Here is a 16,214-nt window from a genome sequence, read left to right as displayed (position 1 = left end):
CCTCAATTGAATATTTATCATTATTGGTTATAAAGTAAACTGCGAACAGGTCACCGGTTTATGAAAAATAAACAGATGATTATTCCTACTTGCACCCACCAACACTGATTGTAAATCCTTAGAGTAATTATTACAACTCCAAGAATAAACCTGATATCTTAATCGACACTTCAAACATTCGAATATAATTATTCCCCTATTTTTTGTGATTGAGAATAAATAATTAATTATTTAATGCACCCTGATCTATCCATTTGGCTATACTATCAATTGTAGCAGCAGGTATTGGGGTTCCATTAAGCGGCATTTGCGGGCTTACTTCACCTTTTAAAATTTTTATGATTAAACTATTTGCACTATTTCCAGGTTCAACTCTTTTAAACTGAGGAAACAATACGCTTTGAACACCTACTAAGTTGTTGAATGCAACGTTTGGTTCCAATACAAGATTTGCCTGGTTACCCGCTGAAGAATGGCATTGGGCTCCGGTGCAATTGACAAATACCTTTGCTTTTATTTCACTAAAATTTGCCAAATTAGAATTAGTTATTGGTGGTGCTGTCGTTTGATCTTCAGAACAGGAAACCGAAATCCAGGTTAATATTATAATAACTAAGTATCGTAAAATTAATTGAGTTCTCATTTATAACTCCTCACTTGTGTTAAAACACACATATATTTAAAAAATATTATAGATCAAGTTTTTCTGTTTTTACTTTTTGTGTCGTTGATACTTTAAGCAAACTATAAACAGGACAATAATTCATAAATGCTGTTAACAATGGAACCATTCCAATAAGTCCCCACCAGTTTTTAGTGATAAGAGCAAATACAATTAGTCCCAAACCCAGTATTATTCTGGCGACTTTGTCGATACTTCCAACATTCTTTTTCATAAGATACGTCCTTTATTTTTGTTATATGAATTAGTATTAGTTTAAATACAATAGTGACAATCAACTTTTATTTTCATTTTCTAATTAATCAAGGCGATTCAAATGAATCGCCTTTTAAGATTGCCCCAGTTAGTTTTACTTTATTTTAGTAACATCATTTTTCTAACTTGCACCTGGTTGTTGCTTTCTAATCTGTAGATATAAAATCCTGAACTTAAACCATTTGCATTAAAGCTAACACTATGTACACCTTGGTTTAGATTTTCATTTACTACTGTGCTTACTTCTTCACCCAAAGCGTTAAATACTTTTAGTGTTACAAATTGATTTGCAGTTAATGTAAACGATATAGTTGTTGATGGATTGAAAGGATTCGGATAATTCTGTTCCAATGCAAATTCATTTACAACGGCTGGAGATTCATCAACACCGGTTGGTGAACTTAGCAATGCCTGTATTTGTAAAGCAGTTTTGTTTGATGAAGGATCAACTACTGCCCAAACTTTTACTTGCTGACCGCTTGCTAATTGATTTGCTGAAATTAAATTGAAGTTTAAATCAATTACAACAGTTTGATTATTTATTGTATAGCTGCCGGTCGGAAGTTGTATTGATGAACCAGAAACCGTACCGCTTACACCATTAATCTTTGAGAAGTTCATTCCATCTTCTATTTTGATTCTTAAGGCAAGTAAAATGCTGTCAACATTGCGGATCATTTTAACTTCTACAAATTGATCAACTGTAAGATCACCAAATGTGATTGGCATATTTGCGTGGTTAAGGTAAACTGTGTTTGAATCAACATAGACAACCAAACCATTTAATTCAACGCTACTAGAATTTTTAGCGGTGACTCTACCAAATATTTCAATGTCTTCGTTTCCTTCAAGTTTAATTCGAGTTGCTTTTGCAGTTGTTGCACCAGTTTTATTCCCTTTTACTTCAACTAGCTGCCCAACTTGAAGCGAAGAGTATGAAATTGGATTGTTCAAATGATCTAAAACTATTGTTGTGCTATCAACTGAGAATGTAATTCCATTTACAATAAGATAAGATGCTGTTAGTTCTGTAATATTTCCTTTTAACTCAATTTCAGTTCTTACAAAATCTTCAATCTGAATTCTGCTGGCATAATAAGAACCATCCTGTCTCTTAAATCCTTTTACCTCAACCCACATTCCAACAGCTAAAGAAGCTATTGTAACAGGCATTCTGTTATTATCGAGAAAAACTGTGTTAGAATCAGTTGAGAAAACAATGCTATTTATTGTTATGTCTGTTCCAACAATGCTTTCAATTTGAGCCGTAAATTCAATTTCACTTCCAGGCATATCTTCAATTTTAATTCTTACAGCAAGGTATGAACTTTCTGGTTGTCTGAATCCTTTAACTTCAACTCTATCGCCAACATTTAGATCAGAAAATGAAATAGGCATTCTGTTATCATCAAGAACAACTGTTTGTGCATCTACAAAAAATACTTTTTGTGCAACAGTTAAACTATTTGCTGTTAAGTTTTCAATTAATCCCGTTAACTCAAGCTCTCCTTGATGATGATGATTTTCATCATCTTCAGTTTTTACACGTATTGCAAGTAAATCTCCATTTGTCTGCAATCGAGCCTTAACTTCTAAAAGTAAACCAACTTCAATTTGTGAGAATGAAAATGTATTGCCGTGTCGTCCCCTGTATTCTGTGTTTGCATCTACAACAAAAGTACTTCCATTGATTACAAATGAACTCGTACCAACTTCTGTTACATAACCTGTTAGCTCAATTTCGTTTTCATTACCTACGCCATCTTCTGATTTTACCCTGGTTGCAAGAAAGGTACCATCACCTCTGTTATCTGCTTGAACCTGAACGAGATCATTTAATTGGAAAAAAGAAAATGTAACTGTCGTGTTGCCTGGTCCACGTAGATCTGTATTACCATCAACATAGACCGTGTAACCCTGAACAACTAAGTAGTCAGAACCAAGTTCTGTTATGTTACCAGTAACTTCCAGATCGTGAATTGCAAAAAGATTAATACTGCTAATAAGAATAAGCAGTGGGATAAGTAATACTTTGCTGATATTCAGAAAAGTAAAGCTGCGAGATGTTTGATGTGTTTTCATATCGGACTCCTTTGTGTTTTGTTTTATTGAATTTTGATCTTTTTAATTCTCTTAACTTATGTTCTTTAATGATTAAGTGTGTGTCATAACATAAAGGTGACATGGAAAAAAATTATTTCTTCTGATTTTTTGAACTGAGAAGGAGGTATTAAAAATTATGATATTTGTGAGAGGTATTTTCTTACTAAAACCTTGACTGTGAAATAATTAAGCCGAAACAATCAAATTGCTTCGGCTATTTTTAAAAGTTCTTATTGCTTGTTTACTCTTACAGATGGTGGTGAAGCATTTGAAACCACAATCGTATAATTTCCGTCTTCATCTGCCTGAAAAAATGTTGTTATGTTTGGACTAACATTTTCCACGTTTACGTCAACTTCAAAGTTTGATGATGGGACTTCAATGTAAGAGGTTTCATTTCCAGCACTAACATCGTTAATGTTTATTGTACTGCCTGAAGGCGGTTTTAATGCAACATCCACAATTTCCTGATTCTGGTTTTGAACACGAACCTTTGGTGCTTCGGGAGTGCAAGCTGCAAACCCAAGTAGTAAGCAGGTTGTAATGAGCAGGCTATTAAATATTTTCATTTCATTTCTCCTATTTTGTTTAGTTATTAATGTTTAGAAAAAAATTATCAGTCAAAAATTTCTGAGCTTTTAATCGCTACTAATACATAAGTAACATAAAACAACAAATAGTGACAAAATGAACATTGGTGAGTTTTACAAAGCAGCTTTAAAGATATATTCTCACAGAGATACTATGGTACTCGAAAAACAAAATCTATGTAATTAATAATTTTACTTCATCAAAGCAATTTTTTGTGAAAGCCGTATAGATTTAGTATCGAGTGAGACAAGGTAAATGCCTGAGGCTAATCCATTAGCATTAAAAGTAACCTTGTTTAATCCTGCCGAAAAAAATTGATTGCCAATTTCGGCAACTTCTTCGCCCAATAGGTTAAACACTTTAATCTTTGCAATCTGTGACGATGGCAACACAAAAGAAATTGTGGTTATTGGGTTAAAAGGATTGGGATAATTTGGGTAAAGATAAACTTCAGCGGGAATAAACCTTTCCTCTTCATCTATATCAGTTAAAGTAAATTGTATGTTTAAATTATATTGATTCTGGTTTTGTGGACTGATCGTGAAAACATTGCTCAGTGCATTATCAAATCCAACCTTTTGTGCCACCAGTTGATAAGATCCGTAAGGAAGATTATTGATATTAAACCGCCCATCTTCTTTTCCGAAATTGTAAGAATAGAGTTGATTATTTGTTAAAGATTTTGCAAGTACTGTTATTCCATCAAATCCTTGTGCATCAAAAAATGGAATCGATATTGTTCCATAAGCCCCTCCACCACCATAAGAGGAATCCCTCTTTAAATAAAGATTTTTGGTTTGTAGGGATTGGTTAATAAATATAGAATCAGCATCCTGCCAAAAAAGTGATGCTGCACTTTTGCTGTTAAAATAGGTAGGTAAATAATAATCAGAGTATCCCTGAACAAAATAATAAGCACTATCTTCTACAACTATATTGTACACGCCATCAGATCCTACGAATCCCGCATAGACTGTTGAATCAGCAGCTAAGGTATTTTGTTTTAATAATGTAGGTGTATGAGTTCCTTTTCTAACAATGACAACACCTTTATCTATTGGTGTACCATAAACAGAGTCTATAACAACCCCTGAAACACTAAATCCAATATTATTCACAGATGGAAGTGTCAGATCAACATTTATTACCTGACCGGAATCGAGCTGAATTGGTTGAGCAAAAAATGGATCAGGTGTATTACCCGAAAAGATCACACGATGACCTTCTTTTTCAGCCGCAACTGTATAATTGCCCTTAGGTAATAGTTTATTATAATTACCCAAAAAGTCAGTGAACGTAGAATCAAAAAGATATACACCATAATAGAAAAAAAATATTTTAGAATCGGGTAGCGGGGTCAATGTTTCATCTGAAATTGTACCTAAGATATGTTCCAAAATCATCATCAAAAAAGTCTATTTTAATTCTAATATCTCTTGGACTTTCAGGATCGTTACTGTACACCCAAATAGTATCTGTTGTATCGCTTATGGTTATGTTATAAAAATTTGCAAGCGTTATATTTAATTTTATCGTGTCCCCAGGATTAATTATAAATGGTAATTGAGGATGCTCCTCAAAATCTAAAATGTAATATGGTTTTGTCGGGGATAAGCTATCAATAGATAGTGGCTGATCTCCATCATTATATATTATTGCGTAATCGTATCTATTAAAAACATCTTCAAATCGAATATTTCTTGGTTCGATTCTTATATTTGGCTGGGCAAAAATGCCGCGAGCCAATGTTATTAACATTAAAATTGTAAAAAAATATTTATTCATAGTCACTAGTTTATTTATCTTAGTACTAATAATATAAAATTAGTGACAAAATAAAGAGAGATAAAAATCGATTTTTTAAATTTTTCCAAAAATGAGCTAGAATCACTTTTAAATTCTTCAAAAGAAGGGAATTCTGAAGCATTTAAGAAGATATCCGGTTATGTGCGGGAAATATCATTTTCCTACTTTTTATCCAAACACCGTGCACACAAAATTGTAAATAAAGACGATGTGGATGATTTAGCTACAAATGTTTACATCTCTTTTGCTGAACAATATCATAAAATCGATAAGATTGAAAACTGGCTTCGTAGAGTTCTATTTTTAACATTTGTAAGATGGTATAAGCAAAATAATATTCGAAGAACCATAGAACTGAACGAAGAAATTACCGCTGATGATTCAAACCTTAGGACTGATGAAGGATTTGATGTAAATGCAATTTTAAAAATATTAGATAATTTAAGTGAGGAAAAGCAGGAGATAGTAAAGCTACGGTTCTGGGGTGATTTGAAATTTGCTGAGATTGCTCAAAAACTGAATAAAAACGAGGCGGCAATTAAGAAAATGTTCTATCGTACGATTGAAGAGATAAAAAATAAATTAGGATAATGTCACTTTTAAATGATTGTTATTACTAATGGTTAAGAAGCACAAAAAGGCATTTTTAAAATGAATGATATTGATAAAATAATTGAACTATTGGATAAGGATTCCATAACAAATGAAGAAAAAAAACTTCTTAATGGAATAATTGACAATGATCCTGAAGCAAGGAAAATTCACGATACATATTTAGATCTTAAATCTACTCTTAAAAGAAATGAACACATAGATGAAGAACTTATAGCTGAATATGTTTTGTATAAAAACGATATTTCATCAGAAAATGTAATTATCCTACTTTCAAAGATGGTTGAAGATCATATTCGCAAATGTAAACACTGTGAAAATTTGTTTAAAGAATTAAACGTTGAATATGCGGAAGTGGACACTTTTGTTGGCCAATCGGTTTCTCAACAAATTGCACAGAATAAGCAGGCCAATCAAAAAGGATTCTTTTTGTTTAACAATTTTAGCTCGGCAAAATATGCCTTTGCATCTTTAGCTGCTGTTGTTGTTTTATATCTAGGATTATTTGCTGTTTCTTCTTTAACAACCCCTGATTATAAAAAATCATTTTTAGACGGTGAAGATTTTTACACAACACGCGGAAGAACCTCGGAATTATTCCAGCGTGGGTTAGATGCAATTGATAGAAAAGATTACGATAGCGCGATCAAGTATTTGGAAGATGATGTGAACAATAACAGTCTTCAGGAATCCATTTTTTATACGCACTTTATTCTCGGGATTACTTATGTGAATAAAGCCGAAAGTGATTTTCTTGGATTGTTTAAATCGTTTAATAAAGCAGACGTGGAGAATGGTATAGCAAGCTTCAATAAATCAATCGAACTAAATGACAGCGGAAAGTTTGATAACCTAAAACTTGATGCACACTATTTTATTGGAAAATCATATTTGATGATTGATGATAAAATAGCTGCACGTGAACATCTACAATTAGTTGTTGAAGGAAAGGGAAGTTATTACAAAAATGCCGAACAGTTGATAAAAGAATTATGATTAGCCCTAATTAACAATGATTATGAAAAAGCCCGCAATTATATTTTTTGCTCTGATGCTGTCTGCTCTTGTGGGTTTGTTTATTATTTCCACAGGTTTCTCATCTAACGATAAAAATATTTCTCTCCAAACAACAGATTTAAAAAAATCAATCTGATATTTTCTTTCCATCTATAGCGTTTCGACGAATTGAGAAGGCACTTATAAACTCATCAAATATTACTTCAACTTCCGATTCGATAAATCAACTAACAAATAGTTTTGAGAAAAATTATTTAACTTCATTAGCATTTAAAAGAAAGAGCGAGTATAGAAAATCATTCGATCTATTATATTCAATGCTTTCAAGCTATCCAAAATATTATCCTTTTTATGATGAGTTAACATTCTCTGCAAAAGCCTCAAATAATCTAATGCAGATTGAACAGTCTATAAATAGCGAAAAATCGTATAATAAGTATTTAGATTATTTTAAAGCACTATATTTTTATCATACAAATCAATATTCAAAATCTATTGAACTGCTAAAAGATAATAATGATATTCAACCACAATATTTGCTTTCATACTCTTATCGTGGTCTCGGTGATTATGATAACGCTTTAAAGGTGTTAAACAATGCAGAAATTTTATTACAACAGAACAGCTATGAAGTAAGCAAGGTATTAATTTCAAAGGGCTCGCTTTACTTACTATCGGGCAATTATGATGAAGCAAAAAAGTTATATCTAATAGGACTTGAATCAGCAAAACAATCCGGCAACAGGATAGAAGAAGCAAAATCACTGATAAATCTTGCAATACTTGATGATCAAAATGGAAATATTGATGAAGCTAAATTAAAATTAGAATCAGCATATAAAATCTCAAAAACAATCGAGGATAAAGAACTACAAGCAACTGCCTTATCAGAAATCGCTGTTTCTTATACATATTCGGGAAATGTGGTTGAAGCAAAGAATAATTATGAAGGAAGCTTCAAGATATTTAAGATTCTAAATAATAAAGAAAGACTTTCAAATCTTTGTGCAAACATTGCCTCTCTGTACGCACAAACAGCTAATTACTCATCGGCAATAGAATATTATAATAATGGATTAGATTACTCAGGAGACAATGTTGTTTCTAAAGTTTTAAATCTACGCGGACTAGGAGATGTTTATGCTAATCTTTCGAATTATTCTAAGTCTTTAGAATATTATCAAAAAGCAAAAGAGCTGGCTCATCAAGTAAAAGATATTTCTACGGAATCATCTGTTGATGTAAGCATTGGAACGCTGTATTACAATATTAATAAACCAATTAAAGCCTTGCAGATTTTTCTTGAAACAAAAGATAAAGTTAATTCTGAATCAGATCCATATACAGCAGAAGATATTTATTTTAAAATAGGGTTAGCTTACTCTAAGATTGATAGTTTTAATAAAAGCAATGCTGCATTATTATATGCACTCAGCTTATCCGAATCCTTAACCGATGTGTATTATAAAACCATTATCTCAACAGAACTTGGATACAATTATCTTTTGCAAAAAGATTTAACTAGGGCCGAGAATATTATAACAAGATCTATGCAGGTATCTAAAAACTATGGTTATAATCAACTTTTAGGATTGCAAAATTTGTATTTGGGTAAAATTGCCCTTGCCAAAAACAATATCGGTAACGCTATAACATATTTTAATATAGCTTCTTCATTAGCTGCAAATGAACTGGATTACAATAATGTTTTTGAATCTGAATATCTAATGGCAAAATCTTACTTGAATCAAAACAATATTGTTGAAGCAGAAAAACATTTTCTAAAAGCCATTCAACTTACTGATAAGATTTCTGAGTCTTTAATAAACAACGCAGAAATACAAATCGCACACTTTTCTGGTATAAACGATTGTTATTCGGATCTTGCTGAGCTGTATATTAAACAGAATCGCAATGAAGAGGCGTTTTCAATTATTGAAAAATCACATTCCAGAAACACTTTCCAAAATTTATCCAATCTGAGAATTAATTCGTCTGGTATTTCCAATGAAAAATTAAACGAATACTACGATTTAAAATGGATGATTGAGTCGGGATTGTTTTCCGGCAGTAAGCTTAAAGAACTTCTTTCGGATTATCAAATCCTAAATAGTAACTTTGGACAGAAAATAGTTCCTGCTATTAATACCAATAGAGATTTTAGTCTTTCAAATATTCAAAACAATCTTAGTGCTGGCGAGAATTTGATAACCCTGTTTTTTAGCGGAAAAAAACTTTATTTCCTTAAGCTTAACCAAACAAATTACGTAGTCGAAAAAAGCAGTCTGACAAAAGATGATGTTTTAAAATTATTAAAAAAAATTGCACCTATTTACGATTCAGAATATCACAACCTTAATCTTTATTTCAACCAAGATTTATTTTCATTCAACACTAAAGCAGCAAATGAGTTCTATCTTAAAGTACTTCGGCCAATAATAAATAATATTCCTAAAGGACAGAAGCTTATATTTTCTCTGCCATCAGAACTGGCGTTTATGCCTTTTGAATTCCTGGTTACTGAATTCAAGGAAGATGATAGCCCTTTTTATTATAACAATAAAAAATATTTAATCGACGATTATGCAATTTCTTATTCACCCTCATCAATAATTTATGTTTTGCAGAAAACAATGAAGCAAAAGAATGAAGATAAAGTATTGCTGGTCGGGGATCCACAAATAAGCAATAAAGACTTTGCACTTAGTTATCGTGGTGGATTACTTGAAGAGGACTCCTTTAATGCAAGAAATATAGTATTGTTTCCTCTAAAATATTCTAAAGAAGAAATACAAAATGTAAACTCTATGTTTTCTAACGGTTATGTCTTGCTTTCAAGTGATGCAACAGAAAAAAAATTTAAAGAAAATGCCGCACAAAGCAGCATTATCCATTTATCAACTCACTCATTCCTATATAAAAATCAGCCATTGATTATCTTTTCACAAAACAAGAATGAAAGTGAAGATGGCTATCTTGAACGAGGCGAAATATTACAGCTAAAATTGAATTCTGATTTGGTAGTGCTAAGCTCCTGTCGTTCGGGATTGGGGGAGGTTGATAATGCCGAAGGGATAATAGGGATGCAGAAAGCTTTCTTTGAAGCCGGTTCAAAAAGTGTTGTGGTTTCCTTATGGGATGTAAATGACAAATATACATCGTTGTTTATGCAAAGCTTTTATAAATACCTTAGTGAGGGTTTTAACAAATCAGAATCATTGCAAAAAGCCAAATTATTCTTTAAGAAGAACTATTCGGCAAATCCATATTACTGGTCCGCGTTTATCCTTTCGGGGGACGTTTCAAAAATAAATATTATTAAGGCTTCCTCTACAAATTATCTTTTATATATCCTTGCAGGAGTTTTTATTTCTATTGTTGGAGGTTACTTTTTTTACAGAAAGCATTTCTTAAAGCTATTTCATTAAACAGTATAGACAATGAATAATCCAAAAGAAGGCAGGAGACTATCTAGTTGGAAATCCTAATTAGCTATTGATCTGTATTTTATAAAATTGTAGAATTTTGATTCAATAAAAACCAAAATGTCTTCTAAATGTCTTCTATGACCTATTTTTTCTATTGTTTTTATTGTATCTATTGTATGGAAATATTACAAAAATGCCTCAAGAACGCATATTCAAAACGTAATTGAGGCTTATTTTTAAGTGGCGGAGAGTCAGGGACTGTTTGCGTATGTGAAAATCGTTTGTTTTTAGCTTGAAATCAAAACTTTTACAATGTAGGGGTCCACTTTGGTACCATTTTTAATATATAAAGGATCCTGAATTATATGATGAGAGATTAGAATAGGGGAGTTGCCTCCTCTGAATTTATTTTAGTAGAATCAGCTTTCTTGATTCGATGAAAGAGTCTGCTTAAAACCTACATAAATAACTTCGTTTGCAGAAGACCTTTCTAATCTTCCACTAATCTCTGAAGAACTGTACCAATAATTCCTTGATATTAAATTCACTTCGATGAAATTGATAACAAGATATATCGATTTAGAAACTAAGACTGATGCTGATTCACTTCGTCACATGCAGGTTAAAAAAGAGAAGTCTGAAGAACTTACTGATGGATAGGATGTTTTATTAGAAAATACTATTGTTAATTGAAAAAGGGAGCCGAAGCTCCCTCAGAATTTTTTTTATTTTAAATTAACTTTAATCTTCTTCACCATCATCATCATTATCTATATTTTCAAAATGATTCCTTAAAATGAACAAAATATTTCTACCTCACACTGTTTAATCAATTTGTACTATTCCAATCATTATTTAAACTTCTAATAAAGATTAGTCAGTCCAGAAATCTCGTTTCGCTTAGTATACCTAAAGGCAAGCATTACTTTAGTGCAGTTATCTATTACACCTAAATCATCAGCTTTGTTAATAGCAAATGTTGGGAGTGCTGAATTATTTGTTTTTATCAATGATAAGAATAGCTGTTCTAAATACTAAGAAAGGACTTATTATCAATTAAAATTTTTTGTCTTTGAGTAAAGAAAATGGCCATATTAATAGTTTTAAATTCGGTTTAATAATTGAAATAATTATTACTTGTTTTTTACTAAAGGCAGTTTATTTAATTTTAGATGTCTTTATCAATAATTATATAGATTGATACAATGAGAGTTTTGCAAGTATATTTTTTATGGATATTACTTCAGGTAATCGTATTGAGCAATATTTCAATTTGCATTGCGCAATCCGGAAATAAAATCACAGAAACATCAATATGTAAATCTCCCCAAATTGAATGGCTTCAGGAAATCTCTTCAGAATCAATCAAAACTTCAAGTGGCGGATTTTTCGAATCTTTATTTGATTTAATCTTTGGAAGTGATGATCTGACAATTTTAAAACCTTTCAGCTTAGTCACTGATTCTGAAGGATCAATATTTTTTATTGATCAGGATAGCAAAAAACTTCTTGAAATACTCTTTTGATGAAAATGAACTTGAATCATTATTAAATGATGATGTAGAACTGGAATCACCCATTGGATTATGTATCAACGAAACAGCTTTGATTTTTACAGACTCTGAACTAAATACAGTTTTTAAGTATGATTTTTATTCAGAGGAAACATCAGTTTTGAACTCCTCGCTTGAACAACCGACCGGGATTATTTATTTACAAAGTATACAGGAATTCTGGATTTGTGAAACGAAACAGCATCGTATTGCAAGATTGAATAAAGATGGCAAACTTATCGGAACAATCGGACAACGGGGCAACGGGCAGGGTCAATTTAATTTTCCGACGTTTATCTGGTCTGATGGAAACGGAAATATATATGTTAATGACAGTATGAATTTCAGAATTCAAATATTTTCCTCCGATGGAAAATTTAACAATCAATTTGGCAAGTCTGGTGATGGAAGCGGAGATTTTTCAAGACCAAAAGGAATTGCGACCGATTCTTACGACAATATATATGTGGTTGACGCTCTTTTTAATAATGTACAGGTATTTGATCAGTCGGGCAGGTTACTTGATGTCTTTGGCGAGCGGGGTACAGACCCGGAGATGTTCTGGCTTCCGACCGGAATTTTTATTGATAAGCAGAACAAAATATTTGTTGCGGATAGCTTTAATTCCAGAATTCAGATATATCAATTAAGATGTGAGAATTAGGGTGGTCAAAAGTATAATAAAAATATTTTCAATTTTACTTGTCATTACTTTTTGCACGCGGGCTCAATCAATTATTAATTCTAAACATAATCTTTCTGTTTCAGGACCCGGAACGATTAAAGCCTCCAGTGAAAGTGAAATTTGCATTTTTTGCCACACACCACATAATAGCAGTCCCCAAAAACCTTTATGGAACAGACAGGATCCGGCTTCGAACTATACCCTTTATACAAGCACGACCACGGATGCTACTATAGGACAACCGGACGGTTCTTCTGTGCTTTGTCTTTCCTGCCACGATGGTACGATTGCACTTGGAAATGTTTTGAGCAGAACTACTCCGATTCAGATGACCGGAGGTGTAACTACCATGCCGCCGGGAAATACAAATCTGACTAAGGATATATCCAATGATCACCCGGTATCATTTATTTATAATTCTACTCTTGTTACCGTTGATGGACAACTGAAAGATCCCGTGTCTCTGACCGGACCAGTCAAACTTGAAAATCAAAAAATGCAATGTATTTCCTGTCACGATCCTCATCAAAATGTACTTAGTGATTTTTTAGTTGCATCAAATGAGTATTCAATATTGTGTCAATATTGCCACGATAGAACCTACTGGAGTTCTTCAAGTCATAATTTATCAAACTCAACCTGGAATGGAAGTGGGACCGATCCCTGGCCTCATACAGAATTTACTTCGGTATCCAGAAATGCCTGCGAAAACTGTCACAATCCGCATAATGCCGATGGCAAAAATCGATTAAGAAACTATCAGCAGGAAGAAAATAACTGTTACAATTGTCATAATTCTAATGTTGCAGCCAAAAATATTCAGACACAGTTCGCTAAACTTTATAAACACAATGTGGCTGGCTACCTGGAAGTACACGATCCCGAAGAACCAGGTATAGTGCTGACAAAACATGTTGAGTGTGAAGATTGTCATAATTCTCATGCAAGTAATAATCAAACTGCATCGCCCCCAGACGTAAATGGATTTCTTATTGGCGTAAAAGGAGTAAATACAAATGGTACTCCTGTAATTATATCTCAGTATGAATATGAAGTATGTTATCGATGCCATGCAGATAGTCCAGATAAACCCGGCAGTCCAACTGTAAGACAAATTGCACAAAACAATGTGCGTCTTGAATTTGATCTGGGCAATCCATCATTTCATCCAGTTGAAGGTGCCGGAGTAAATCCTAATGTACCAAGTTTAATTTCACCATTAACAGTAAGCAGTAAGATATATTGCAGTGATTGCCATGCAAGTGATGGAACTAATTCACCGGCAGGGCCTCACGGATCAATCTATCCCCAAATTTTAAAGATGCAGTACTTAAAGTTAGATAATACACCAGAATCAGCTGCAGCTTATGCTCTATGTTATTCTTGTCATAACAGAAATACGATTCTAAACAGCACTGGCAGTTTTGGTCAGAATGTGCATCGGAAACATATAGTGGGAGAAGATACACCATGTAATACATGTCATGATCCTCACGGCATTAGCAGCTCACAGGGAAATACAACAAATAATACTCATTTAATAAATTTCAACATAGCCATTGTGCAGCCTGATAATCAGGGAAGATTGAGATTTGAGGATAACGGTACTTTTCATGGGAGATGTTATCTTGTTTGTCATGGTACAAGTCATAACCCAAAATCCTATTAAAAGAATTAGCAAATAATTAGAACATTGTTAAAAATATATTATTCAATCACTAATTCATCGGAGGAATGATGAAAAAGCAAACTCTGTTAATAAGCATGTGCTTATTTGGAATCGGGCAAATTATTTTTGCTCAAACTGGCATAACTGGATCTGCTCACGATTTTTCCGGACAAGGATGGGGAACCACAGAGATATGTGAACCCTGTCATACACCACACAACTCTGATGCATCTATTCAGAATGCACCATTATGGAATCATCAATCAACAACCACAGTGTTTGCGTTGTATTCCAGTTCAACTCTAAATACGACTACATTAACGCAGCCGGATGCATCGTCTAAATTATGTTTGAGCTGCCACGATGGTACTGTCGCTTTAGAGAATTTCGGCGGAACTACAGGTGGCACACATTTTATTACAGGAGGTAATAATCTTGGAACATCATTAGCAGATGATCATCCTGTATCCTTCACTTACAACACTGCTCTATCAACAGCAGACGGTGGATTGTTTGACCCTGCAACACATATAACAAGTTTAGGCGGAACAATAAATAACGATTTATTAATCGGTGGTAAACTTCAGTGTGCATCATGTCATGATGTTCACAACAGTTATAATAATGCAAGTCTGTTAAAGATTGGAAATAATGCCAGTGTACTCTGTCTCACTTGCCATAATAAATAATTAGGAATAAATCATAAAGAGCAGTCCTTACTGCTCTTTACTTTTAGAACAGTTTGGTAATGAAAAATTCACTTTTAATATTATTCATCATTAATGCCCTTATTTTTATCTCTTGTTCCGGAAGTAAACAACTTTCAGATAATATCGAACCAGTTGTATTTCCTCCGGCACCGGATGAACCGAAAATCCAGTTCCTAACTTCATTCAGCAAATCCACAGACTTTACAGGTGAGCAATCTGCAATAACGGGATTTATAATGGGTGAAGAGGAACCACTACCGATTCTTAAACCATATGGCTTGGCGGTTGGTTTCAATCGAATATATATCTGTGATACTCAGCTGGGTGGTTTAGAAATTATGTATATGGAAGATGGTTCCTTTGGTTACTTTGTTCCAGAAGGACGGGGGAAATTAAAACAACCTATTAATTGTTTTGTCGATCACACGGGATTTTTATATGTAGCTGATGCGCAAAGGAGACAGGTTGTTATTTTTAATTCCGAGCTCGACTATGTCGGAGAGATTGGCGACAGTACTTTATTAAAACCAACAGATGTATTTGTTACTGAAAAACAGATTTTTATAAATGATATTGATAAACACTCTGTTGATGTGTATGATAGATTTTCAAAGAAATTCATAAAAAGTATTCCCTCGGAATCAAACCAAAAGGAAAATCTCTTTTCTCCTACAAATATTTCTGTGTTTAATGACAAGGTTTACATAAGCGATCTGGGAGATTCAAAAGTTAAGGTTTATGGTTTGGACGGTAATTACATTAGAACCATAGGTACAATAGGGAATTCACCCGGAAAGTTTTCACGTCCTAAAGGAATTGCTCTTGATCATGATGAGAATTTGTTTGTTGTTGATGCGGGTTTTGAAAATGTGCAGATATTTGACAAAGATGGAAATCTTCTAATGTATTTTGGAGGAAGTTATACAAAACGTGGGGATATGTGGCTGCCCGCAAAAGTAGTTATAGACTATAATAATTTAGATTACTTTCAAGAATACGTGGATCCATCATTTAATCTAAAGTATCTGATTTTTGTAACAAATCAATACGGCCCAGATAAGATTAATGTTTATGGATTTATATCCAAGAAAAATAAATAGGAC

At 33.1% G+C, this 16,214-nt stretch carries 14 protein-coding genes; 8 read left to right on the top strand and 6 right to left on the bottom strand.

The features are described from left to right. Positions 1 to 223: 223 nt before the first annotated feature. From IPJ23_16685 to IPJ23_16660, 6 genes are all read right to left on the bottom strand, one after another. Positions 224 to 643 carry a hypothetical protein gene (locus tag IPJ23_16685; GenBank protein MBK7632305.1) on the bottom strand — a complete coding sequence of 140 codons (420 nt, stop codon included), beginning with the start codon at positions 641 to 643 and terminating at the stop codon, positions 224 to 226. 46 nt (positions 644 to 689) lie between these two features. Beyond that, entirely contained in the window at positions 690 to 896 is a 207-nt protein-coding gene (locus IPJ23_16680; protein ID MBK7632304.1) for a DUF2892 domain-containing protein, read from the bottom strand. A 140-nt stretch (positions 897 to 1,036) separates the two neighbouring features. Further along, positions 1,037 to 3,019, bottom strand: a complete 1,983-nt coding sequence (locus IPJ23_16675) for a T9SS type A sorting domain-containing protein (GenBank protein ID MBK7632303.1) — start codon at positions 3,017 to 3,019, stop codon at positions 1,037 to 1,039. Positions 3,020 to 3,270: 251 nt separating this feature from the next. Beyond that, positions 3,271 to 3,609, bottom strand: a complete 339-nt coding sequence (locus tag IPJ23_16670; protein ID MBK7632302.1) for a hypothetical protein — start codon at positions 3,607 to 3,609, stop codon at positions 3,271 to 3,273. 213 nt (positions 3,610 to 3,822) lie between these two features. After that, a complete protein-coding gene (locus tag IPJ23_16665) occupies positions 3,823 to 5,028 on the bottom strand; it encodes a T9SS type A sorting domain-containing protein (GenBank protein ID MBK7632301.1) in 1,206 nt (401 codons plus the stop codon). Beyond that, complete coding sequence (locus IPJ23_16660) at positions 4,997 to 5,416, bottom strand: hypothetical protein (GenBank protein MBK7632300.1); 420 nt, start codon at positions 5,414 to 5,416, stop codon at positions 4,997 to 4,999. The genes IPJ23_16665 and IPJ23_16660 overlap by 32 nt, the downstream gene beginning before the upstream one ends. 162 nt (positions 5,417 to 5,578) lie before the next feature. On the opposite strand from IPJ23_16660, the gene IPJ23_16655 reads away from it, so the two are divergent. The 8 genes from IPJ23_16655 to IPJ23_16620 all read left to right on the top strand — a co-directional run bounded on the left by IPJ23_16655 (position 5,579) and on the right by IPJ23_16620 (position 16,211). Beyond that, positions 5,579 to 6,028 (top strand): sigma-70 family RNA polymerase sigma factor, encoded by a 450-nt coding sequence (locus IPJ23_16655; protein MBK7632299.1) that lies wholly within the window; start codon positions 5,579 to 5,581, stop codon positions 6,026 to 6,028. Between the two features lie 60 nt (positions 6,029 to 6,088). Then, positions 6,089 to 7,045 (top strand): hypothetical protein, encoded by a 957-nt coding sequence (locus IPJ23_16650; protein MBK7632298.1) that lies wholly within the window; start codon positions 6,089 to 6,091, stop codon positions 7,043 to 7,045. 338 nt (positions 7,046 to 7,383) lie between these two features. Continuing rightward, positions 7,384 to 10,494 (top strand): CHAT domain-containing protein, encoded by a 3,111-nt coding sequence (locus IPJ23_16645; protein ID MBK7632297.1) that lies wholly within the window; start codon positions 7,384 to 7,386, stop codon positions 10,492 to 10,494. A gap of 1,256 nt (positions 10,495 to 11,750) precedes the next feature. Further along, the gene (locus tag IPJ23_16640) at positions 11,751 to 12,020 is read left to right on the top strand and encodes a hypothetical protein (GenBank protein MBK7632296.1); all 270 of its coding nucleotides are present in this window, start codon (positions 11,751 to 11,753) and stop codon (positions 12,018 to 12,020) included. Beyond that, on the top strand, positions 12,004 to 12,711 hold the full coding sequence (locus tag IPJ23_16635; protein ID MBK7632295.1) for a 6-bladed beta-propeller: 708 nt from the start codon (positions 12,004 to 12,006) through the stop codon (positions 12,709 to 12,711). Before IPJ23_16640 ends, IPJ23_16635 begins: the two co-directional genes overlap by 17 nt. A 1-nt stretch (position 12,712) precedes the next feature. Then, positions 12,713 to 14,401, top strand: coding sequence for a hypothetical protein (locus tag IPJ23_16630; GenBank protein MBK7632294.1), 1,689 nt, complete (start codon positions 12,713 to 12,715; stop codon positions 14,399 to 14,401). A 68-nt stretch (positions 14,402 to 14,469) separates the two neighbouring features. Continuing rightward, positions 14,470 to 15,090 (top strand): cytochrome c3 family protein, encoded by a 621-nt coding sequence (locus tag IPJ23_16625; protein MBK7632293.1) that lies wholly within the window; start codon positions 14,470 to 14,472, stop codon positions 15,088 to 15,090. A 59-nt stretch (positions 15,091 to 15,149) separates the two neighbouring features. Continuing rightward, positions 15,150 to 16,211: a 6-bladed beta-propeller gene (locus IPJ23_16620; protein MBK7632292.1), complete on the top strand. Its 1,062-nt coding sequence runs from the start codon at positions 15,150 to 15,152 to the stop codon at positions 16,209 to 16,211. The last annotated feature ends 3 nt before the right edge of the window (positions 16,212 to 16,214 follow it).

The organism is Ignavibacteriales bacterium (genome assembly GCA_016709765.1).
Lineage (GTDB): Bacteria > Bacteroidota > Ignavibacteria > Ignavibacteriales > Ignavibacteriaceae > IGN3.
Note: the sequence above shows the minus strand (reverse complement) of the source record. Positions and strands in the feature narration are given on the sequence as shown.

Bases quoted from the DNA above. Each gene is read 5' to 3' on its own strand.
- IPJ23_16685 (MBK7632305.1), bottom strand. From the start codon at position 643: ATGAGAACTCAATTAATTTTACGATACTTAGTTATTATAATATTAACC.
- IPJ23_16680 (MBK7632304.1), bottom strand. From the start codon at position 896: ATGAAAAAGAATGTTGGAAGTATCGACAAAGTCGCCAGAATAATACTG.
- IPJ23_16675 (MBK7632303.1), bottom strand. From the start codon at position 3,019: ATGAAAACACATCAAACATCTCGCAGCTTTACTTTTCTGAATATCAGC.
- IPJ23_16670 (MBK7632302.1), bottom strand. From the start codon at position 3,609: ATGAAAATATTTAATAGCCTGCTCATTACAACCTGCTTACTACTTGGG.
- IPJ23_16660 (MBK7632300.1), bottom strand. From the start codon at position 5,416: ATGAATAAATATTTTTTTACAATTTTAATGTTAATAACATTGGCTCGC.
- IPJ23_16650 (MBK7632298.1), top strand. From the start codon at position 6,089: ATGAATGATATTGATAAAATAATTGAACTATTGGATAAGGATTCCATA.
- IPJ23_16645 (MBK7632297.1), top strand. From the start codon at position 7,384: ATGCTTTCAAGCTATCCAAAATATTATCCTTTTTATGATGAGTTAACA.
- IPJ23_16625 (MBK7632293.1), top strand. From the start codon at position 14,470: ATGAAAAAGCAAACTCTGTTAATAAGCATGTGCTTATTTGGAATCGGG.
- IPJ23_16620 (MBK7632292.1), top strand. From the start codon at position 15,150: ATGAAAAATTCACTTTTAATATTATTCATCATTAATGCCCTTATTTTT.